The organism is uncultured Winogradskyella sp., from assembly GCF_947498005.1.
Taxonomy (GTDB): Bacteria; Bacteroidota; Bacteroidia; order Flavobacteriales; family Flavobacteriaceae; genus Winogradskyella.
This window is the reverse complement of record NZ_CANMIW010000002.1, coordinates 424,682-444,771: the sequence shown is the minus strand read 5'-3', so window position 1 is coordinate 444,771 and position 20,090 is coordinate 424,682. Positions and strand designations below refer to the sequence as shown.

Below are 20,090 nucleotides of genomic sequence, written 5' to 3'. Positions count from 1 at the left end.
TTACAAGGATTTTGAGCTCTTAAGCGCATTAAAACTTTTTGTTTTAATGCGCTTTATTCTGAAATTACAAAAGCGTCGTTCAGTTCTTTTTCCGTTGGTTTTTCAAACCAAGTTTCCATAAAATCGAAGTTTTCTTCAGTGACTTCAAACTCAAAAGTAGCGCCTTTGTCTTCGTTACGTTTCATAACACGCTCTAAACGTTTGGCTTTAGGCACGTCTAGAAAATGTAGTTTTATCTCGTAGTTATTCATCTCTGCGAATTTTCTAAACTTTTCGCGATGTCCAATTTTAGCCAATCCTAAATCTAAAATAGCGTCTGTCTTAGACCCTTCTAATTGATGAATTAAATCTAACATTACACGTTCGGACCGTTCTATGCGCTCTAAAAACCAATCTAACCCATCCGTTTCCTTTTTGTCTGGCATAAACAATACGTTATTCCACACATCAATAGAAAACACCAAACCGTTAATTCTTCGTTTTAACTCGTTTGCATAAGTGGTTTTACCAGAACCTGTATTACCTACAATTAGATGAATCATTTTGTGTGTGTTTTAGTCTATGATTTCATAATCAATATCTAATTTACGTAAAGCTCTTAAAGCCGAACCAGAATTTTTGTCGCTTACCTCAACATCAACAGCATCGCCTTCTAAAAGGATTTCTGTGAGCTCATTAGATAAAGACGGATTTCCTGTTAAAGAAATTTCAGTAATACAGTTTGCAATTGCTCTTTTATCTGGTCGTTGTGCATCGCAGGATAACAAGTTAAGTTTCATAGACATTGTTTATTACTGCAATATACAAGAGTTGTTGTTCTGTTTTATAATTAATTACAACAACTTGGTTTTTAGTAATTGAAACGATAATTCTTCATCATTTCTTAAGATGGTAATTGCCAAGGTTTCTTTACCGTTATCATAACCATCTCTATAGAAGCTGCAATATTCCTCATCGGTTATATTAGCATAATTGATATGGTTTATACTTAATATTTTATCGCCTTGTTGTAGCACTTTAGAGGCACTAGAGGCTTCTATTACTGCATTAACGGCTACGCCGTTCTCATTATAAAATGTAGAAAAACCATATGAATTATAGGTGTCATTTCCTGCTTTGGTTACTTCTATCATTCGTATTTTTTTCTTATTCCAGTTTAAGATAACTCTGTAATTTTTAAAAAATGCTAATCCTAAATTATTGCCAGCACCACTTTTTACTGTAGTAAATAAATTATTGACTTTATGATTACCAATTTGCAACTCGTTAATCATGGTATGATAAAATGGTTTAGCTTCTGTACGACCAAATCCACCGAATGCTTTTTGACTGCCTTTTACATAATTTGTAATTAAACCTTCTTCTCGTTGCTCAATAAAGTAGTCTCCTCTTAATAGATTAGTACCACCATTTCCAAAGTCCACCTTATTATTTAGCACTTTCTGACCATTAATTTTTAATGTAATAGAAGGTATTCCTGCTGTCCCAATATACATTTTAGAATCTATAGTTTCTGTTGGAATGCCTAATTTACTTTCGTCATTAGCTATTGTAATGGTCTGATTCTGAAAATCGAAATCCCAAACTGCTTTTCGCATTAAGTTAGACCCTAAAAGACCATGTATTTTTGTACAACTTATTTCTGTTATCTTATTGAGGTCTGCAATACCTGTAATTGTGTTTTTAAAATCTACGTTACCTATTGTAACGTTATCAATTGTTGCATATTCGGTTGAATTTTTAGTGTCGTTGACATCTTCTATATCTTCAGCTCCAAGCACTTTTAAATTCAGTGCCTCAGCAAATTCTGTTGTTACAATATTAGAAGATCCAGTATCTAGAATAAAATTATAAGCTTTATCTCTAATTTCTACTTCTAAAACCATCCAACCATTAACATATGTAAAAGGAATGGTTGTTTTAAAATTTTCTTGCACTACGTCGCCTTGTTTTAAGACGTTGTCAATGTTTGAACCTGCACAATTAGATAATGTTACTAAAATAAGGACTGCGTAAAATAATTGATGTAATTTCATAATTAGCGTTTTTTGATTGATTAATGAATGGAATAAACTTTAATTTATCCCTTTATACTACTAGACGCTAATTTTATTGTTATGGTTGCCTGAGGGTTAAAAGATTTTTAATACTCTTGCTCAAAAATGGTATTTCGCTCCGTGTTTTTCTTGTACATGTTCTTTTCTGGAAGCTCAATAGTTCCTTGAGAACTGTAGTTTTTATGGTTTGGGTTGCGCATATAATCTAACTGATGCGCAATCATTTTTTGAAATGGCAACAAGAAATTAGAAGTATCGCAATCTTCTAATCCGCCTTCTTTAAGTAAGTTTAAAACCGTGTAAACCGACTCAATAGTGCTTAAACAAAGTGGTTCTGGTTGTTGTTTAATGATAAATGCTGATGTAATAGTGTTATCAAAACTCACGCGTTTTAAGGCTTGTAAATTCTTACTCAATTTAAGCATTTTGCGCGCACAAGGCCAAGTACCATCTAAGATAAAGATGTGTGGACTTTTTCCTAAACTCGACTTAATCTCAGCACTACTGCCAAGCGATAAGTTGAAACTCGCTTTACCTGGATACAACAAAAAGCAATTGTCTTGCGAGTTTAAAATCTCATTAACGCGCTTATGTGTTGTGAAATCGACGCCAACTATAATCTCTGAATTTTGAAGCTGAAGCTTCGTCATGTGGCCTGTTCCGTTTTTCTCTTTTTTGTACTCCTTTGGATGCATTAAAATAATAAAACGGGTTTGGGTCTCAACAGAATTTATGTGACTACAAATACAAGTGCTTTTAGGACTCATGCAGTTGTAACAGGTTAGTCTTGGTTCTTTTGTTTTTGGTTGCAAATTGAGGGTTTATTTGTTACTACTTAGAACAACTCGTTGGTATATTTTATACAATACTTGAAATTTATTTTAGTATACTGTAATACCAAAACTAATTAACTTTTGAGTTAAAACCTCTTCTATGTTTTGCATTTCATCATCTATCAACTCGATCAACTGAAATTGGTACTTGTTATATATTTCTAATTTTTCTTCTTTTCTCTCTAAATATCGTGGACTACTTTCAATTCCCAAATATTCTATGTAGACACCCTTAGATTGGTTTTTAAATGCTGGAATGTAAAAAACACAATAAACATTTTCTGCAATTGGAAGTTTCCTTTCGTATACATGCACGATGTTAGGCAATGTTATTTTTAAATCTGTATTTTTTTTCTCTTGAAATAAAAGCTGATTTTCCACCTTCTACAATATCAGCAACGTGTTCTCTAATTCCCATTGATTTTAATAAATCTTTTTCGGAGTCAATTTTATTGAAAGTATTTTCTAAAGCCCCATTTATATAATCAAATTTATAGGGGCTGGATGATTCAGTTTCATTTTGCCCTTTTTGATTAGCAACTATTATATTTTCTGAGTCTGAGTTCACAACTATATTTGCATTGTGAGTTACTATAATTATTTGTCTTTCTAGTTTTTTGTTTTTTAAGTAATGAACTAAATCAGACGTTATTGATCTGTTATCTAAATTATCTTCAGGTTGATCAATTAGAATTGGTGATTTAGATTTACTTAAACCAATGATTAGCATTAAAATCACAAAACTAGCTTTCCCAGTTGACATTTCTCCTAATTTATCATTTTTGTAAATTATCTTCCAATAATCATAAAAGTAATCGTCCAATAAAGTCTTAATTGCTTGTTTTTTTGAAATTCTTTGTAATATTAAATATTTGTCATTGAGAATGTCAGAAAAGATCTCTTCTAATTGATCTTTCATTTCTGAAAAATCTGTTTTGTCTGTCGATTTTTTTAAAGAATCTAAAATAGAATAATTATTATAAGATGCTTTGCGACCATCGCTAAATCCTATTATGTTTTTACTGAATTTTTTGAAGTTAAATTGTGAAATACCATTTATTTTTAGACCATCTCTTTCTAATTGTTGAGTTCTATCTTCCAATCCAGATATTATTTCGGTATATTCATTATATGATTTTTCATATAACGAAAAAATAATTCTTTGAGTTGACTCTAAACTTTTTTTCTTCTCAATTATTTTATCATTTAAAGAAGTTATATCTAAAAGTAATTTTTTATCTGTTGATATAGAGTTGTTTAGTACTTCAATTTTCTTTTTGACTTTATCATTTTGTTGAAAAGGTTCAAGCTCTTTATTTAACAATTGTTTTTCTTTAGTTAAGGATGTTAGGTTAGTTTTTAATACATTATCATTCTTAAATTTTCTTTTACTAGATTCATCAGTTTCTATTTCGATATTATTTAATGAATTTGAGATTAATTCACTAAGTTCATTTATAGGAGATAATTCATCTTCATAATGTTCTTGTATTTCTCTGGTTTTTATGTTTTTTAAGAAATCATTTTTACTATTTAAAAGATCTTGGCTTAGTTTATTGATTTGACTTAATGTACTCTGTATATAACTTAAATCTTCTTTAAAATTATTTTGCTTAATATCAAATACATCTAATTTTACTTGAACTTCTTTATATTTTGCTAATTGAGCTTCAGTTAAACCTGATTCCTTATTTAATTTTTCAACTTGTTCAGTATTTGATAAAATATTTTTTTCTAAAACCTCTTTATTGGATTTAATTTTTAATTCTGTTTCTAGTTTTAATATTTCATCCAATAATTCAAAGTACTTATCAATTAAGGATTCTCGTTGTTTGTCCTTTTCTTTAACGTTTTTAATAAATTGATCATACTTCAATTTAGACTCAGAATCTTCATTTATTAAATCTCGAACTAATTTATTTAAAGACTTCCCTTTTTTATTTACTTCAGGTTCAGCTAATTTTACTAGATAATTTTGTGGAATATACTTTATATCTGGAATGATAGAGTTTTCACTCGAGTCTCTAAACATTTTTTGACTAATTCCACTTTTTGTAGTTATTTCAAAATTAAACTCAGAATCAATCGCTTTAAGATCATATTTTTCATTACCAGTTTCGTTTCTTAAAATTGAATCTTCGGGAAGTAGTGTTTTTGCTATTGAGTATAATAATAATATTGATTTTCCAGAAGATTTCCCACCAATTATTACATTAAGATTTGGGTTTAAGTTTATTGTGTTTTTTGTAAAAATATTCTCTGTAGAAAGAAATTTTACATCATTAATAATTACTTTATCTTCTTTGAAATCAGGTTTTTCATTTTGTATTTTAACCCTTTGTTCTGGTTCGTAACATATTTGTCTTAAGCCCTCAAAAGTTAAAGAAGATTTTACCCAAGTAAATTTACTAAATAAAGTACTTTCAGTATGCGAATCACAACCTACAATACAAGCTTTTAACGAACCTCTTTGTTTAATTACTTCAGAAATCTCTTTTTTGTATATTTCTTCATTATAGCCTGGTGTACCTTCAAGTCTTTTACCTAGAAAATATTTTATATCTTTTTTGTTCGTAGAGAAGATTGAATGAGAAAGTCCATAAATTGATTTTCTTAACCCATCTAAAGCACCTCCTTCATTTTCAAATAAATCATAATGTTTTTGAATTGCTGAGGCACCATCGTTATTAGAATTACTAACAACGAACAGGCAATTATCTTTAAAATTAACATTATTATCTACTATCTTTTTTAAAGATTTTAAATCTATAATATAATTATCTACACCTTTCTTATAAAGAATGTTTTTATCGGTTATAGAATCGTCTAAACTTCTGCCATATTCAGTTAATCCGTGACGATTCATTTTATGATTATCTTGGTTTTCTATATGAGCAAAAAAATCATTTTCTAAATGTTTAACATAATCAGGATTGAACAAACAATGTATGTTTATCAATCTTGCTCTGTCAGTAGAAGGGAGCATTCTTAATTCTACGTTTGGAAATAAAAAAATACTTTTAATAAATGTTATTTCATCTTCTGAAAATAGCTTTGACTCATCATCATTTAATTTATTTTCAATATCATTAACATAGCTTACTGCTTCTAGGTATTTTTCAATAGAGAAATAATCTGTAATTCCTATTGCATTTATTTTATTTTCGTAAGCTTTTTTAAAAAATTCATAAAAAAAAGTACTAACGGATACTGATTTAAATTGGTCATTTTTATTTGTTCCCTTAGTATGAACGTGAAAGTTCCATTTATTCCATTCAGAGCCTTTATTTATCATTTTCATCTTTTTATAGCAACATTTTAACAACACTTAATCCCCTGTAAAGCAACCTAAAGTGTTGTTGAAATTTAAATAATTATACTAATACCCTCTCTCTCTCATTTTTTCTGCAAATTTTTCACCTATCGCCATTCCCCATTGTTGCCCAATTTGCATGGATTCTTGGGTAATTAAAGGTGTACTTTTAGCAAATTTTTGTCCCACTGGAGATTCGTAAAATTTTATAAGCTCTTTTAAGTCTGCTTCGGTCATGTATTTCTCATAAACAGGTACTAACATAGCAGTTAAATCGTCTAAAGACGTATCTGAAAATTCGGCTTCTAGCTCTTCCCAAGTCTCAGCATCAACTGCAGAATATTGTTGCTTAAACATTGAAAACATCTGTTTTATTACAGTTTGAAATGTTTGTTCTGTACCAGAAACTTCAAACATTTTACGTAATGTTTTAGCATAATCTGTCTCTACTTGGCCAAAAGCAGATGTACTAAATAAAATTAAAAATGAAAATACGGTTAATACTTTTCTCATGGTGTAAATAATTAATTGGTTAATATTTTGGGTTTAGCATACGTTTACAACCTCGAGTTTTTAGCAATCTTTATTGGGTTACTCTTAGCTTTCTTTATTGTGATTAAAACACTAATTATTAATCTTTAAGAAAAGACATATGCTACTTGTTAAAATTAACAAAAAGTAAGAAGAAACCTATACGTAGATCTACGTATTTTTCAAATTTAAAAGAAGACACCAAAGGCGTTACAAAATAGACTTTGGCAGAATTTTGCGCGTCCAAGTTTTAAGACGTTTGTAGTTATCTACCTCAGCATCTGGATTGTAGTCTAAAGTAGTTTCCCACGAGTTTTCGGGCTTAAACTCTGTTTCCATACCTTTTAAAACACCTTCTGAAATTTGTGGCGAGTTAACAATGACTACACATTCGGTATTTAAATTGGCACTTCTTGGGTCTAAATTAAAAGTACCAATCACAGTGATTTTGTTATCTACAACCATGGATTTAGCATGTAAGCCAAAAATGGGTTTGTGCTCTAGGGTTTCTTGCAGTTCGCCTGTCATAATACTTATGCGTTCTTCGGCATCTGGTTTAAACTCAAAAATGCGTACACCTGTTTTTAATAAGGTTGCTCTGCTGCTTTGGTAACTGCTAAAGGCTTCTAAATTATCGGTTGAGGCTAAGCTGTTGGTGAGGATTCTCACTTTTACACCTCTTGCTGTGGCTTCTGTAAATAAGCGTTGCGCTAAACTGCCTGTGATCAAATATGGTGATTGAATGTCTATGGTCGTTTTTGCGTTTTTTACCAATTCTATTAATGCTGTGGTAGAGCGTCCGCCTCCTCCTAGTCCGTTGGTGCCATCGTTTTTTCCGGGAATATCTGAGATAAATTGCACATCGTCTAACCATACTAATTTTCCGGAAGCGTTAATGTTTTTAAAGGTTTTTGGTAGGTTGGCAATACGTGTTCTTACTTGTGGCCAGAAATTTTCTGGGTTACAGGCATACTCATGCAAGGCATCAAATCTGTTAGGTTCGGTTGTGTTGGTTGGTAAATGGTCTACTACTGTGGTGACGTCTTGGCTTAAATCGCTGTCCCAGAAGTCCTCAAAAGAGGTATTCATAGTTTTTGAAACTTTGCCTAATAAGAGTATGTCTCTGTCTCTAAAATTGTACTCGTGGTCGTAATCAAAATATTCGTCTGCAATATTGCGTCCGCCTGTAATGGCTACTTTACCATCTACAATAAAAGTTTTGTTGTGCATGCGTTGGTTGGCAGACCTAAAATCGGTTGTGAAGGTTTTTAGTTTCCCGAATAGGTTTTTGCCTAAGTTAACACCAGGGTTGTAGATTTTTACAGTAATATTTTCATGAGATGCAAAGCTTAAAATATCTTCGATATCTGCATCTACCATAATATCATCTACAAGAATGCGCACTTTTACACCTCGATCTGCGGCTCTAATAAGATAATCGCAAGCAATAAGACCAACGTTATCTAATGAAAATATAAAATATTGAATGTCTATGGTCTCTTCGGCATACTCACTCAACCATGCTCTGGCTACCATAGAACCGCTTCCGTCTTCTAAAACATAGACACCAGTTTGGGTTTCCATCTTTTCATTGAGTGCTTCGAGTTCTTGAGAAAGTGATGTGGTTTCGTCTCTGTGAATACTAGCGCAAAAATCAGTTTCTGGTGTTGGTTCTGGTTCGTTTTTACATGATGTAATTACAACGAATACTAGTAATAAAAACGCGATGTTTTGTTTTAAGAAATGGTATTGTGACTGTTTTGGTTGGGTTTGCATTGTTGTAAATAATTTTAGTCTATGAAAACAAAAATATGATAAAACGACTGTTCGAGTGATTTTGAGTATAAATTCTTGTTCTCGATACTAATTTTACGCATTGCAATCGAAAAATTCACTCGAACTGACGAATTTGATAAAAACTCTGCAACTATTGGTTTTTCAACTTTTGCTTAAACATTTTTGCTGCAGAGGTGTAACCGCCTTCTGTTCCGTCGACAAAGTGTGAGTGTTTGGTTTTTCGGTCTAACACGTAGCATGACATTACTGATGCATGCGTCACATGAATACCATAAATGAGTTTGTTGTCTTTTTCGAGTTGATTTAAATAGGTTGTAAATTCATCTATTTTAGATTGTTCTGCTGTAAAAACGGTATTAATCATACCATCTAGCATAAAGGTGTGCGATAATTGCCCAATCTGTTCTAAATAGTTTTTGCCGTCAGCAGAAAGGTTGAGATAAAATTTACCAATAAGAGTTGAAAACCATTTTTTAAACAAGTAACCTAAACTTTGCTTGTGTAAGCTAATTTTCATCTCTTCCCAAATTGTGAGAATACTGTAATTTAATTTTAAATTATCTGTTTTAATAATTTGGCGTTCATTAAAATCGCCAAACACCGTATCCATTTTATTAATGACGTCTCTGTAAATTAATCTTTGATCTTTTTCATGGCGAGCATCTAGCAACAAACACACTACTTTTTTCTCAGATTGGTCAGGCTCAATTTGTTTCCAACGACACTCCATGCCTTCTAAATTCAAAAGCATTTTTTCGAAATTAGTCCGCTTCTCTTCAAAATTAGTTTTGATAATGTCTTCTGCCTTCTTTAGACCATCACCTAAAACTACAGGTATTGATAATTGGTTGGTTAATTGGTGCTTTGCCATTTTTAAACCATAGTCTTGACCCATTAAATAACTTACCGAAATATGACCTACTCTAAGCACTAAATTTGTGTGGTTCTTAATATGAATACTGTAATTATCTAGGATTTGAATGATGTTACCTAAAAATAAAGTCGGTATTATAAAGGTTGCACCATCACCTCCAAAAAAGTAGGGAATTTCTACACCTTGCTTTACTTTTCTAATAAAATTTAAAACGGAAATAATAGCGCCTGTGGCTGTTAAATTAACTTTATGATGTTTACCTTGATCCACAGCTTGTGTAGAATTTAAAATATCGACTACAACAACATGCCAAGTATCTGGCACATCTGAAAAAGCAGATTCAGTATCTAGTAACTCTACAAGTGTACCTGCATGTTTTTTTAGATGGTTATAGTATTTTAGGTTTTCTACCATTTAGGGCTCACGCTATTTTGTTTAAATTTGATCATCTTATTTTGCCTCTAAATTATTCCTTTTTCTAATATGATGCGCAATAACCTTCATCTTAAAAAAAATAATCTATCCTATAAAAAAGCACTTACAGAATTGCAAGTGCTTTTATACTCTTAAATTTCTCAATGAATTAGTTTATTGCAGGTAAATGACTGTAGTTTTTACTATAGTTTAGCATTTGTTCTGCAAAAGCATTTGGCTGTGTAATTTTAATTGCGGTGATGTCGCCAGCATCATTTGTTTCTGGCACCAACACTGGGTTTACAAAACCACTATAAGGAGGCGACGGAAATTGTTTGTTTCGTTCTAAAACCTCTGCGTGTATTGCTTGATCTACTTTTACACCATATCCTTCTACTAAAGCTTCAACGGCTGCAAAATCGCCTTCAGACTTAATACGTTGTGTTTCTTTTAATAATTCACCAAAAAGTGCGTGTAGTTTTTCGTAATCATTAATATTGAAATACGTTTTTCCGTCTCTTGTAACCTTTTCAATAACGTTATCTGCTTTTCCTTTTTCGAAAACCCAAGCAGAAACCCATTGTCTATTTCTCATATGCGCCTCTTCTACATCATCACCTAGATTTAAACGAATTAATTGCGTCATTAAACCGTTTCTGATGTAACCATCGTAAGCCGCTTTTCCTACTTTTTTCCAGTCTTCAACTAATCCTAATTCTTGTAATTTAGAATCGTACAAATAATACAAACCAACTAAATCAGCTCTTCCCTCTTCTAGAGTAGATGCATAATTTTTAAGTGTTTCTTTTGTTTCGCCAACACCAGGATTTAATTGTCCTGAGGCATGACCAATAACTTCATGCAACGCTGTGTGTAATTTATCTGCTAATTGTCCGTATGCTTCTTCAAGTTGAAGTTCTTCTTCGTCATTTACAAATTCTTTTAAACGACCAGAACCACCAGCATTATTGTATGCATGGATGATGTTTCCTAAGGATACAGATTTACTTCCAACGGCAGCTCTAATCCAGTTTGCATTTGGTAAATTAACTCCAATTGGCGTACTTGGCGATGCATCACCAGCTTCACCAGCTACGTTAACTACTTTGTAGGTTACACCAACAACATCTTTCTTTTTGTGTTCTGCCATTAGAGGCGAATTGTCTTCAAACCATTGTGCATAATCAGATAACACAGCCATTTTTTTAGACATATCAAAATCGTTAATTTGTACAATAGTTTCATAAGAGCCTCTGTAACCCAATGGGTCATTGTACACTTCAATAAAACTATTAATATAATCTACATTGCCTTCTGTTGCTGCTGTCCATGCGACATTGTAATCATCCCAAGTTTGTAAATCGCCTGTTTTGTAATAGTCAATTAATAAGCCTAAAGCATTGCCTTGAGCTTCATTTTCTGCAACACCTTTTGCTTTCTCTAACCATTTTACAACTTCATCAATTGCAGAACCGTAAAGTCCACCAGATTTATAAACGCGCTCTTTTAAAACACCATTCTCTTTTACCAATTGCGAGTTTAAGCCATAAGATAATGGCTTCTTTGGATCTGGCGATTTTTTAGTTTTGTAGAAATCTTCAACATCCTTGTTTGTAACATTTGGTCCGTAAAAATTAACGGCAGATTCTAATACATTATCAACACCTTTGGCTTGATTTACTTTTTTAGAATCCTTATCATTAAACAATACCTCAAACGCTTCGCCTTCTAACGTTGCACTCGTTGCTGACAATAACTTATTTAAATAATCTTTTGAAAATTCTGGCACTATCTTAGCATTTGAGTAATGATGATGAATACCATTGCTAAACCAAACACGTTTTAAATAGGTTTCAAAATTTGTCCAGTCTGACGTGGATTTATCGCCTTTATATTCTGTATAAGCCGTTTCTAAAGCTTTTCTGATAGCAAGATTATGTCTGTAGTTTTGATCCCACATAATGTCTCTACCTGCCAAACCTGCTTCCGTTAAATAATACACTAACTTTTGCTCTTTAAGGGTTAAATTATCCCAACCTGGAATTTGATAACGTAGAACCTTAATGTCTGCAAATTCTTCAACATTAAAACTGAATTCTTGTTCCACAGTCGCTTCTGCTTCAGCAATTTCAGTTTGAACTTGATCCTTACAACCCACTATTAATAAGGCAAAAAGACCAATTTTTAAAAATGATTTTATATTCATGTTATATTTTTTAGTTGAAACCAAAGATAAGGTTTATATCACATATCATAAAATCACTATCTTTGAGAAACGCAAAATAATCTTAGTAAATGAAAGCTGTTAAATATATACTTTTCTTATTGCTGATCCTCGTTATAGGATTGTCAATTTATATTGCTGTACAACCTAATTCTTTTGAAGTTACACGCAGCAAAATCATTAAAGCACCACCTTCTGTTGTGTACGATAATGTGATTGACTTTAAAAACTGGGAACCATGGAATTCTTGGAAAGAAGAAAACCCAGAACTTATAATGACACTTGACGAAAATACCAAAGGTGTTGGTGGATCGTACACATGGGAAGACGAAGATGGCATCGGTGTTATGAAAACAATAAAAGCAACACCAAACACTTCTATAACACAAGAAATGCAATTTGGAGAGTTTCCTAAATCTGATGTTTCTTGGGATTTTAACCCAACCAAAGATGGTGCTACTGAAGTAACGTGGACTATATCTGGTAAGGATTTACCTTTTGTGTTCAAGATGTTTTCTACGTTTATGGGAGGCATGGAAAAACAAATTGGACCTCATTATGAACGAGGATTAACACTTTTAGATAGTGTTATTCAAAAAGAGATGAAAGTTTATAGCATAAAAACTGAAGGTGTTACACAACATAGTGGTGGTTATTATTTATACAACACCATGTCTTGTAAATTTAGTGATTTTGAAAAAAACATGACTGCAATGCTTCCAAAAGTTGGTGCTTATGCTATGACTCATAATGTAACTATGGCTGGACCTCCTTTTATTTTATATCATAAATGGGATGAAGCAAACGATGCTGTTATTTTTTCTTGTTGCATACCAACAAATTCTAAAGTCGTAACCACTGAAGACGATATTTTAACAGGACAACTAGACTCTTTTAGAGCTGTAAAAACAGTATTAACCGGAAACTATAGCAACCTACGAGAAGCATGGGAAACCACTATGAAATATATTTCGGCTAATGATTTAGTTATGGTTGAAGGTGGCGCAATGCTCGAAACCTATTTAAATGATCCTATGAGTGAGTTAAATCCTGCGAAATGGGTAACTGAGATTTATGTAGAAGTTGAGGATAAGATTGAAGACTGAAGACTGAAGACTGAAAGCAAACAACAATAAAGTAAAAGGATAAATTTGAAACAAATAGTACTCGTTTTTCTTGGTGGAGGGTTTGGAAGTTCCTTACGATATATTATAGGAAAATGGCTTAATAATTCTGAAACTGGTATTCCTTACGGAACGTTTGCAGCCAATATTATAGGAAGTTTACTCATTGGAATAATCTTAGGACTTGCCGCAAAAAACGACACGTTATCACAGAGTCAAACATTACTTCTAGCTACTGGCTTTTGTGGTGGATTTACAACATTTTCAACCTTTGCTTATGAGAATCATATATTTTTGAAATCTGGCGACTTTATGAGTTTCGCTATTTATACTATTGCTAGTTTTATAATTGGATTTTTAGCCGTGTTTTTAGGCATGTATTTGGCTAAGTAGATGTTGGAAATTAATTTTTCTCGCTAAATCGCAAAGCCGCAAAGAAAAAATTTCAAATTAGAACTTTGAAGCTCTGAAACGGAGTAATTCTGAAACTTTGAAACTAAAAAGATTCTACTCTTTCACAAACATCTTCACACCTGCTTCAATTTTTGTATCAATATAATTTTCCCTAGGCACAATTGGACAAGAAAATTTATCATTATAAACACAGTAAGGGTTGTAAGCAGTATTAAAGTCAATGATCATGGTATCGCCATCAGGAATATTTAAATCGATATAGCGTCCACCACCATAGGTAGAGTTTCCATTGGTATTATCTAAAAACGGTAAAAACAGGTAATTCTCAAAACCTTCTTCACGCATTAATTCTTTTCCTTGATAAACATTGAGTTGAAAAGATTTTCCATTAATATTAAAGGTTAACACGCCAAAAACGCGCTCTAAAGACAATCTATCTGTTGTGGTTTTCATTTCAAACCATTCTGTATCTGGTGTTCTTTTTAAAGCAGCTGTTACCACAAAAGTAGAATCAAAATCAAAGAAGTCTAAACCACTAAAAGTTTTTCTGTCCTTTGACTTTAAAGGCGATTTTGAAGCATCCTTAAAGTCTGCATTCATTTTTTTCTGCCAAGCTGTACCTTCCTTAATTGGCTGCTTACTCTGAGTGCAACTCATTGATAATGTTACAAAAAGGAGTATTAAAATAGTCTTCATTTCTAAAATTTTGAAATTCAAAAATACGATTTACAAAAATTTATTGTAGCTTTGAACTCAGTAAATAAAGAAAAATAATGTTTCAAGTCATTAGATATACAAAGCAAACCAAATCGAATTCTTCGAGAATCCTTCGGATGCATTATCTATTGTAGCTATACACATATACTAATTAACAATATTTAAAAGTCCGACGTTATCGTCGGACTTTTTATTTTTATACCAACCAATAACATGAAAACATTATATAACAACTACATCAATAATTTTAAAGGGCTTTCTAAAGAAATCTGGTGGCTCGCACTCATCACGCTAATAAATAGAGCTGGTACAATGGTTATTCCATTTCTATCTAAGTATCTAAAAGAAAATTTAGAATTTTCAATTCCAGATGCTGGGACTATTTTAATGTGCTTTGGTATAGGTTCATTTATAGGCTCTTGGTTAGGTGGAAAATTAACCGATATGATAGGTTTTTATAAAGTTATGTTTTACAGTTTACTTTTAACTGGATTTGGTTTTATTGCCTTACAATACATAACATCGTTCTTAGGCTTGTGTATTTGTATACTGATTCTTATGAGTATTGCGGACACCTTTAGACCAGCTTTATTTGTATCGCTTAAAACATATAGTAAACCCGAAAACCAAACAAGATCGCTTACCCTATTGCGGTTGGCTATTAATTTAGGCATGGCATTTGGTCCAATAATTGCCGGATTTATCATTGGTTTAGATGGTTACAATCTTTTATTTTGGATAGATGGAATCACTTGTATTTTGGCAATAATACTGTTTAGATTTATTATAAAAGAAACGAAACGAAAATTTACGCAGGAAGAAAAATTAATACATAAACAAAATAGAAATGCGGTTTATAAAGATAAGTCATTCCTCATCTTTTTTGGGATTAGTTTTTTAATTGCATTATCATTTTTTCAATTAATAACTTCAATTCCAATTTATCATTTTGATGCTTATGGCTTAACCGAATTACAAACAGGATTTATTATGTTTATCAATGGTGCAATAATTGTAACGCTAGAAATGCCACTAATTGCGTATTTAGAGTCTAAAAATATGTCACATACTAAACTCATATTAATAAGTGCAGTTTTATTTGCCATTAGTTACTTTGTACTCTTATTTGATGCTTGGGTTGGCATTTTAGTCATAAATATAATATTATTAACTTTTGCTGAAATGATAGGGTTTCCCTACACTAATGCTTTTGCTTTGAGTAGAGCAAAAAAGGGTAATGAAGGGAGTTATATGGCTTTATATACTATGTCTTTTGCCTTAGCCTCAATAGTTGGACCAAAAATAGGCATGGATATCATATATAATCTTGGCTACCAAATTAATTGGATAATAACAGGTTTGTATAGTGTTATAGCTGTACTACTTTCTATTTGGCTGCAAAAACGAATAAAAAATAATCTTTAATGAATTTAAATCAAATAACAATTTCATCAACAGACACTAGAAGGTCTGTCAGATTTTATAAAAAACTGGGATTAAATCTAATTGTAGACGCCTTACCAAGATACGCGCGTTTTGAATGTCCTGAAGGCGATACAACATTTTCCCTTCATCAGACGGAAGATTTAATTATTAATAAAGGGATAACACTCTACTTTGAAGTTGAAAATCTTTCTAAAACGGTTTCTGAACTCAAAGAAAAAGGTATTACTTTTAATTCTGAAATTGCTGATCAATCTTGGTTGTGGACTGATATACATTTAAATGATCCTGATGGACATGAGATAATTATCTATCATGCTGGAAGCAACAGAAAAAATCCACCTTGGCGAATCAATTAAAATTGAAAAATGAATACTGAACTTAAAGACGTTATAATTATAGGTGCTGGACCCATTGGAATTGCGTGCGCACTAGAATGTAAAAAACGTGGTTGGAAATACACTGTAATTGAAAAAGGAGCTTTAACCAATTCCTTATTTAATTACCCTTTAAATATGACATTTTTTTCCACCTCAGATAAATTAGAAATTGATGATATTCCGTTTATTAGCAATAACCCGAAGCCTACCAGAAGTGAAGCTTTAGAATATTACAGACGTGTTACAACCTCAAATCAATTACATATAAACTTATTTGAGGCAGTGCAATCTTTTGAAAAAACAGCTGATGGATTTACGGTAATTTCAGATAAAAACAGTTATAAAACCAAAAAAGTAATTATTGCGACTGGGTTTTATGACATTCCTAACTTGCTAAATGTACCTGGTGAGAATTTACCAAAAGTGTTACATTATTATAAAGAAGCGCATCCTTATACCTTACAAAATGTTGCTATAGTAGGTGCTAGTAATTCATCTGTAGATGCCGCTTTAGAAATTTTTAGAAAAGGTGGCCATGTAACAATGATCATTAGAAATGTTGCTGTTGGCGAACGTGTAAAATATTGGGTAAGACCAGATATTATTAATAGAATTGAAGAAGGAAGTATAAAAGCCTATTTTAATTCTGACATTACGGAAATTAAAGCCAATGAAATAACTGTAAATACGCCGAATGGCATAATAACACTTCCTAATGATTTTGTAATTGCCTTAACAGGCTACAGACCAAATTTTCAATTCTTAGCCAAAGCCGGAATTGAATTATCTAGAGACGGAAAACAAATTCCTATTTATAATGAAAACACCATGGAATCTAATGTTGAAGGTATGTATTTAGCAGGTGTAATTTGTGGTGGACTAGAAACACATAAATGGTTTATTGAAAACTCAAGAATTCATGCTAAAATAATAGCCGCTCATATTGAACATAGTATTGGCTAACTATTTTAGTGGTTTTATTTCGCTGTGCTTTACCACATGAGACAATACAATTTGTGTTTTTGTTTCGCCGAAGCTAATTAATTGATCTATGAAACTTTCTAAATGCTTTTGATTTTTTAAAACAACTTCCATCACAATATTTTCGTTACCTGTAATTCGGTAACAATTAACTACTTCGTCATAGGTTTTAACTTTTTCTAAAAAAGGTTTTAGCATACCCATAAATGCTCTTAATGTAATCAGTGCTTTTAGCTGATAACCGACTTCAAAGGGCGAAATAAATGTTGTATAGCCTTGTATAATTTCGGCATCTTCCATCTTTTTTATTCGCTCGGAAACTGCAGGTGATGTGATACCAACGCGTCGTCCAATTTCTGCATTAGACATCCTAGCATTCTGTTGAAGACACTTTAAAATCTTCCAATTCAATTTATCCATAATTACTAAAGTAAAAGGTCTAAAATTAAAATATTATTAAAGTAAATATAGCTTATTTCTTTAAAATTTAAAGTCAACTTTGATTTTTAGTCCTTAATTTCGTCAGTATTGCTATTGAAAACATGAATTACAACCTACCATCGAATTTTTCAGAACTACCTGTATATCAAAAGGCAATGGATATTATTGTGCTCTCCCGAAGCATTTCAACGTATTTAAATCAAGATTTGTCTTATTTGAATCCAGATGGGTCTGAGGATGAACACATTTATTTCACAGGAGATATCGTTCAACAATCTACAAATCTTGCACCTCGTATAATTAGTGCAGAACAAGAACGTTGCACAGATAAAAAAAACAAGCATTTAGAGAGTTTAGATATCTTAACGACACGTTTGTATAGTAACTGTAGAAGACTTGAAAAATCTAATAGTAATGGTAGAGAATACTTACCAATTCTTCGTGGTGAATTAAGGAAATTTAGAAAACTGAAGCATCATTGGATGATGACGCTATAATATTTATTTCTGCTTTACCAATTGAGCATTACTCATAAATGAATTCTGATAATTCTTTATTTTAGAATTTAACTCATCTGCAATAATAACAAACTGACATTTAGTAAGACTTTCAGATAATCTTAATATGTGATTGTAACCGTTATTTCGAGCTAAAAAATCAGCGTCCTCAATAGCAAATAGTTGAACCTCACCTAAATGAATTCCATTTAAAAAATACAGTTTACTTAATCTAGAAGGTGTTGCAATAACAATATCTTGTCCGTAATAGACTTCTGTTTTCTGTTTTTCAATATCATACTCATCATAAAGCGCATAGACTCTTAAATCTGTTGGATATGTATATTTCTCAAATTCTTCTTTTAAGTTTAAGGCATCTTGCTTATCGTTTACCACAATAATTGCTCTTGGCGAATCTTCAAAAGCAGCAGCTTTTAATTTATGAATCGTTGCTATAATCAATGCTGTAGTTTTCCCCTTACCTTTAGGCGCAATTACATACGCATCTGAGCCACCTTTTAAAACAGGTAATACTTTTTTCTGAAATGGATTTGAAGTTTCAAAACCTGCGTTTTCTAAAGATTCTTTTAAGAAAGGGTGTAGTTTTTTGAAAGACATGGTGTTGATTATAAAATAGCTCGATTAATAATTTAAGCTTTAAGCATCAAAGATACTATTAATGACATACTTTACAGTCTGCTTTGTCTTGTATTTCTCCAACCAAATGTCCTTGGTCATTCATTTTAAAGCCACAACAATCCATAAATCCTTGCGCTATCTGTTTTCTAGCACGTTGTATTTGTGATTTTACCGTTGGTAACGATAGTTTTAATTGGTCAGCAACCTCTTGTTGTTTTAAGCCTTTTATGTCACTTAAAAATAAAGGATCTCTATATTTTTTAGGCAAACTTTTTATAATGCCTCTTAAGCAATCTTGCTCAGAATGTTCTTTTGGTTCTGGATCTGCTTCTAGTTCTAATTCTTCAACGAGAAACGTATGTTTACTTGTTCTAAAATAATCTAAGATTGTATAACGTGCAATGGAGAATAGCCAAGGTTTAAGCTTAGTCTCGTCTTTTAACGTATGAAGTTTGGTATGCACTTTAATAAAAGTGTCTTGCAGAATATCTTCTGTAATTGATACATTCTTTACCTTACTTAAAATAAAGTATTTTACATCGTCTGCATAAATTGCCCAAACCTCTTTTGTAGTCATATTCTAAAGTAAATAAAATTAGTTCGGACACAAAATATCGTATCCGAACTAACAGTAATTTAACAGTTACAATTGGTACATGTACAGTTATCACATGTGCAATTGTTGCAATTTCCTTTTGAGCAACCATCGCAGTTGCAATTACATTCTATATTTTTCATGATATATGATTTTAATGTTCATATAATAGACGAGAATGTTTCAGAAAAGATGCAAAACAATAGGATTATTTTTTTCAATGTGAATTATTCCACAACAATAGTGGCTTCATGCGAAATAGGAAAATTACAAGAATTAGCTATAAAACAAAGTGCATTGGCTTTAGCATGAAGACGTAATGCTAAATCTTTTTGGTCAGAATCTTTGATAGTTACCACTGGTTTTAATCGCACACATTTAAAACTTCCACTTCCATTTGCTACCACTTCTAAATCACCTTCTGCGCTATCAGTGTAGCTTAAAACTTCAATATTATGTTGTGCACACACATATAAATAAGACATCATATGGCATGAAACTAAAGCCGACAATAATAAATCTTCTGGATTGTATAACGCGTCATCGCCTCTAAAGGGTTTTGCTGCAGACACTTGTAATGCCGACGTTTTATTGGCAATTAAAACCTCATGATTTCGGCTAAAGGTTCTTGGATTACTCGTACTTCCGCCTTCATTAATAGTCCAATTGACTTGCGCTTTAAACGTGTGTTTTATTGACATAACTTTTTATTGAAAGTAAAAAAAGCGTTTCTAAAAATGAAACGCTTTTGGTTATAATTATATTTAAAGTTCTTCAAAAGATACTTCGATTGCGCTCAGTATAAGTGATTCGCAT

Annotated in this window: 21 protein-coding genes; 6 read left to right on the top strand and 15 right to left on the bottom strand. The window is 31.9% G+C overall.

The annotated features are described in order from the left end of the window. Window positions 1-53 precede the first annotated feature (53 nt). The 10 genes from Q0891_RS05330 to Q0891_RS05285 form a co-directional block, all read right to left on the bottom strand. Entirely contained in the window at window positions 54-542 is a 489-nt protein-coding gene (locus tag Q0891_RS05330; RefSeq protein ID WP_299099464.1) for an ATP-binding protein, read from the bottom strand. 12 nt (window positions 543-554) lie between these two features. Continuing rightward, window positions 555-779, bottom strand: a complete 225-nt coding sequence (locus Q0891_RS05325; protein ID WP_299099462.1) for a hypothetical protein — start codon at window positions 777-779, stop codon at window positions 555-557. Window positions 780-833: 54 nt separating this feature from the next. Continuing rightward, on the bottom strand, window positions 834-2,036 hold the full coding sequence (locus tag Q0891_RS05320; protein WP_299099460.1) for an aspartyl protease family protein: 1,203 nt from the start codon (window positions 2,034-2,036) through the stop codon (window positions 834-836). Between the two features lie 107 nt (window positions 2,037-2,143). Next, window positions 2,144-2,869 carry a tRNA-uridine aminocarboxypropyltransferase gene (locus Q0891_RS05315; RefSeq protein WP_299099459.1) on the bottom strand — a complete coding sequence of 242 codons (726 nt, stop codon included), beginning with the start codon at window positions 2,867-2,869 and terminating at the stop codon, window positions 2,144-2,146. Window positions 2,870-2,938: 69 nt separating this feature from the next. Further along, a complete protein-coding gene (locus tag Q0891_RS05310; protein WP_299099457.1) occupies window positions 2,939-3,205 on the bottom strand; it encodes a hypothetical protein in 267 nt (88 codons plus the stop codon). Window positions 3,206-3,209: 4 nt separating this feature from the next. Then, window positions 3,210-6,185: a TrlF family AAA-like ATPase gene (locus Q0891_RS05305; protein ID WP_299099455.1), complete on the bottom strand. Its 2,976-nt coding sequence runs from the start codon at window positions 6,183-6,185 to the stop codon at window positions 3,210-3,212. Between the two features lie 84 nt (window positions 6,186-6,269). After that, window positions 6,270-6,716 (bottom strand): DUF2059 domain-containing protein, encoded by a 447-nt coding sequence (locus Q0891_RS05300; RefSeq protein WP_299099453.1) that lies wholly within the window; start codon window positions 6,714-6,716, stop codon window positions 6,270-6,272. A gap of 228 nt (window positions 6,717-6,944) precedes the next feature. Next, window positions 6,945-8,510, bottom strand: a complete 1,566-nt coding sequence (locus Q0891_RS05295; RefSeq protein WP_299099451.1) for a phospholipase D family protein — start codon at window positions 8,508-8,510, stop codon at window positions 6,945-6,947. A 151-nt stretch (window positions 8,511-8,661) separates the two neighbouring features. Beyond that, complete coding sequence (locus Q0891_RS05290) at window positions 8,662-9,819, bottom strand: DUF3095 family protein (RefSeq protein ID WP_299099449.1); 1,158 nt, start codon at window positions 9,817-9,819, stop codon at window positions 8,662-8,664. 169 nt (window positions 9,820-9,988) lie between these two features. Further along, the gene (locus tag Q0891_RS05285; protein ID WP_299099447.1) at window positions 9,989-12,025 is read right to left on the bottom strand and encodes a dihydrofolate reductase; all 2,037 of its coding nucleotides are present in this window, start codon (window positions 12,023-12,025) and stop codon (window positions 9,989-9,991) included. Window positions 12,026-12,114: 89 nt separating this feature from the next. On the opposite strand from Q0891_RS05285, the gene Q0891_RS05280 reads away from it, so the two are divergent. Beyond that, complete coding sequence (locus Q0891_RS05280) at window positions 12,115-13,149, top strand: SRPBCC family protein (RefSeq protein ID WP_299099445.1); 1,035 nt, start codon at window positions 12,115-12,117, stop codon at window positions 13,147-13,149. 45 nt (window positions 13,150-13,194) lie between these two features. Then, a complete protein-coding gene (crcB, locus tag Q0891_RS05275) occupies window positions 13,195-13,560 on the top strand; it encodes a fluoride efflux transporter CrcB (RefSeq protein WP_299099443.1) in 366 nt (121 codons plus the stop codon). Between the two features lie 114 nt (window positions 13,561-13,674). Here crcB and Q0891_RS05270 read toward each other — a convergent pair whose 3' ends face one another. Next, complete coding sequence (locus Q0891_RS05270; RefSeq protein ID WP_299099441.1) at window positions 13,675-14,277, bottom strand: DUF1684 domain-containing protein; 603 nt, start codon at window positions 14,275-14,277, stop codon at window positions 13,675-13,677. A gap of 234 nt (window positions 14,278-14,511) precedes the next feature. On the opposite strand from Q0891_RS05270, the gene Q0891_RS05265 reads away from it, so the two are divergent. The 3 genes from Q0891_RS05265 to Q0891_RS05255 are packed head-to-tail and all read left to right on the top strand — an operon-like array spanning window position 14,512 to window position 17,084. Further along, on the top strand, window positions 14,512-15,723 hold the full coding sequence (locus Q0891_RS05265) for an MFS transporter (protein ID WP_299099439.1): 1,212 nt from the start codon (window positions 14,512-14,514) through the stop codon (window positions 15,721-15,723). Next, entirely contained in the window at window positions 15,723-16,100 is a 378-nt protein-coding gene (locus Q0891_RS05260; protein ID WP_299099438.1) for a VOC family protein, read from the top strand. The genes Q0891_RS05265 and Q0891_RS05260 overlap by 1 nt, the downstream gene beginning before the upstream one ends. A 9-nt stretch (window positions 16,101-16,109) precedes the next feature. After that, on the top strand, window positions 16,110-17,084 hold the full coding sequence (locus Q0891_RS05255) for a YpdA family putative bacillithiol disulfide reductase (protein WP_299099436.1): 975 nt from the start codon (window positions 16,110-16,112) through the stop codon (window positions 17,082-17,084). On the opposite strand, the gene Q0891_RS05250 is transcribed toward Q0891_RS05255, so the two are convergent. Continuing rightward, complete coding sequence (locus Q0891_RS05250) at window positions 17,085-17,522, bottom strand: Lrp/AsnC family transcriptional regulator (protein ID WP_299099434.1); 438 nt, start codon at window positions 17,520-17,522, stop codon at window positions 17,085-17,087. It abuts the gene before it with no gap. 122 nt (window positions 17,523-17,644) lie between these two features. On the opposite strand from Q0891_RS05250, the gene Q0891_RS05245 reads away from it, so the two are divergent. Next, the gene (locus Q0891_RS05245) at window positions 17,645-18,040 is read left to right on the top strand and encodes a hypothetical protein (RefSeq protein WP_299099432.1); all 396 of its coding nucleotides are present in this window, start codon (window positions 17,645-17,647) and stop codon (window positions 18,038-18,040) included. Between the two features lie 3 nt (window positions 18,041-18,043). Here Q0891_RS05245 and Q0891_RS05240 read toward each other — a convergent pair whose 3' ends face one another. From Q0891_RS05240 to Q0891_RS05230, 3 genes are all read right to left on the bottom strand, one after another. Further along, on the bottom strand, window positions 18,044-18,658 hold the full coding sequence (locus tag Q0891_RS05240) for a DEAD/DEAH box helicase (RefSeq protein WP_299099431.1): 615 nt from the start codon (window positions 18,656-18,658) through the stop codon (window positions 18,044-18,046). Between the two features lie 58 nt (window positions 18,659-18,716). Further along, window positions 18,717-19,256, bottom strand: a complete 540-nt coding sequence (locus Q0891_RS05235; RefSeq protein WP_299099429.1) for a sigma-70 family RNA polymerase sigma factor — start codon at window positions 19,254-19,256, stop codon at window positions 18,717-18,719. A gap of 245 nt (window positions 19,257-19,501) precedes the next feature. After that, complete coding sequence (locus tag Q0891_RS05230) at window positions 19,502-19,975, bottom strand: OsmC family protein (RefSeq protein ID WP_299099427.1); 474 nt, start codon at window positions 19,973-19,975, stop codon at window positions 19,502-19,504. Between the last annotated feature and the right edge of the window lie 115 nt (window positions 19,976-20,090).

Excerpts from the sequence above, each read along its gene's own strand:
- Q0891_RS05250 (WP_299099434.1), bottom strand. The coding sequence starts at position 17,522 with ATGGATAAATTGAATTGGAAGATTTTAAAGTGTCTTCAACAGAATGCT.
- Q0891_RS05325 (WP_299099462.1), bottom strand. The coding sequence starts at position 779 with ATGAAACTTAACTTGTTATCCTGCGATGCACAACGACCAGATAAAAGA.
- Q0891_RS05320 (WP_299099460.1), bottom strand. The coding sequence starts at position 2,036 with ATGAAATTACATCAATTATTTTACGCAGTCCTTATTTTAGTAACATTA.
- Q0891_RS05300 (WP_299099453.1), bottom strand. The coding sequence starts at position 6,716 with ATGAGAAAAGTATTAACCGTATTTTCATTTTTAATTTTATTTAGTACA.
- Q0891_RS05270 (WP_299099441.1), bottom strand. The coding sequence starts at position 14,277 with ATGAAGACTATTTTAATACTCCTTTTTGTAACATTATCAATGAGTTGC.
- Q0891_RS05330 (WP_299099464.1), bottom strand. The coding sequence starts at position 542 with ATGATTCATCTAATTGTAGGTAATACAGGTTCTGGTAAAACCACTTAT.
- Q0891_RS05295 (WP_299099451.1), bottom strand. The coding sequence starts at position 8,510 with ATGCAAACCCAACCAAAACAGTCACAATACCATTTCTTAAAACAAAAC.
- Q0891_RS05235 (WP_299099429.1), bottom strand. The coding sequence starts at position 19,256 with ATGACTACAAAAGAGGTTTGGGCAATTTATGCAGACGATGTAAAATAC.
- Q0891_RS05230 (WP_299099427.1), bottom strand. The coding sequence starts at position 19,975 with ATGTCAATAAAACACACGTTTAAAGCGCAAGTCAATTGGACTATTAAT.
- Q0891_RS05260 (WP_299099438.1), top strand. The coding sequence starts at position 15,723 with ATGAATTTAAATCAAATAACAATTTCATCAACAGACACTAGAAGGTCT.
- Q0891_RS05245 (WP_299099432.1), top strand. The coding sequence starts at position 17,645 with ATGAATTACAACCTACCATCGAATTTTTCAGAACTACCTGTATATCAA.
- Q0891_RS05305 (WP_299099455.1), bottom strand. The coding sequence starts at position 6,185 with ATGATAAATAAAGGCTCTGAATGGAATAAATGGAACTTTCACGTTCAT.
- Q0891_RS05265 (WP_299099439.1), top strand. The coding sequence starts at position 14,512 with ATGAAAACATTATATAACAACTACATCAATAATTTTAAAGGGCTTTCT.
- Q0891_RS05290 (WP_299099449.1), bottom strand. The coding sequence starts at position 9,819 with ATGGTAGAAAACCTAAAATACTATAACCATCTAAAAAAACATGCAGGT.
- Q0891_RS05285 (WP_299099447.1), bottom strand. The coding sequence starts at position 12,025 with ATGAATATAAAATCATTTTTAAAAATTGGTCTTTTTGCCTTATTAATA.
- Q0891_RS05240 (WP_299099431.1), bottom strand. The coding sequence starts at position 18,658 with ATGTCTTTCAAAAAACTACACCCTTTCTTAAAAGAATCTTTAGAAAAC.
- Q0891_RS05255 (WP_299099436.1), top strand. The coding sequence starts at position 16,110 with ATGAATACTGAACTTAAAGACGTTATAATTATAGGTGCTGGACCCATT.
- Q0891_RS05280 (WP_299099445.1), top strand. The coding sequence starts at position 12,115 with ATGAAAGCTGTTAAATATATACTTTTCTTATTGCTGATCCTCGTTATA.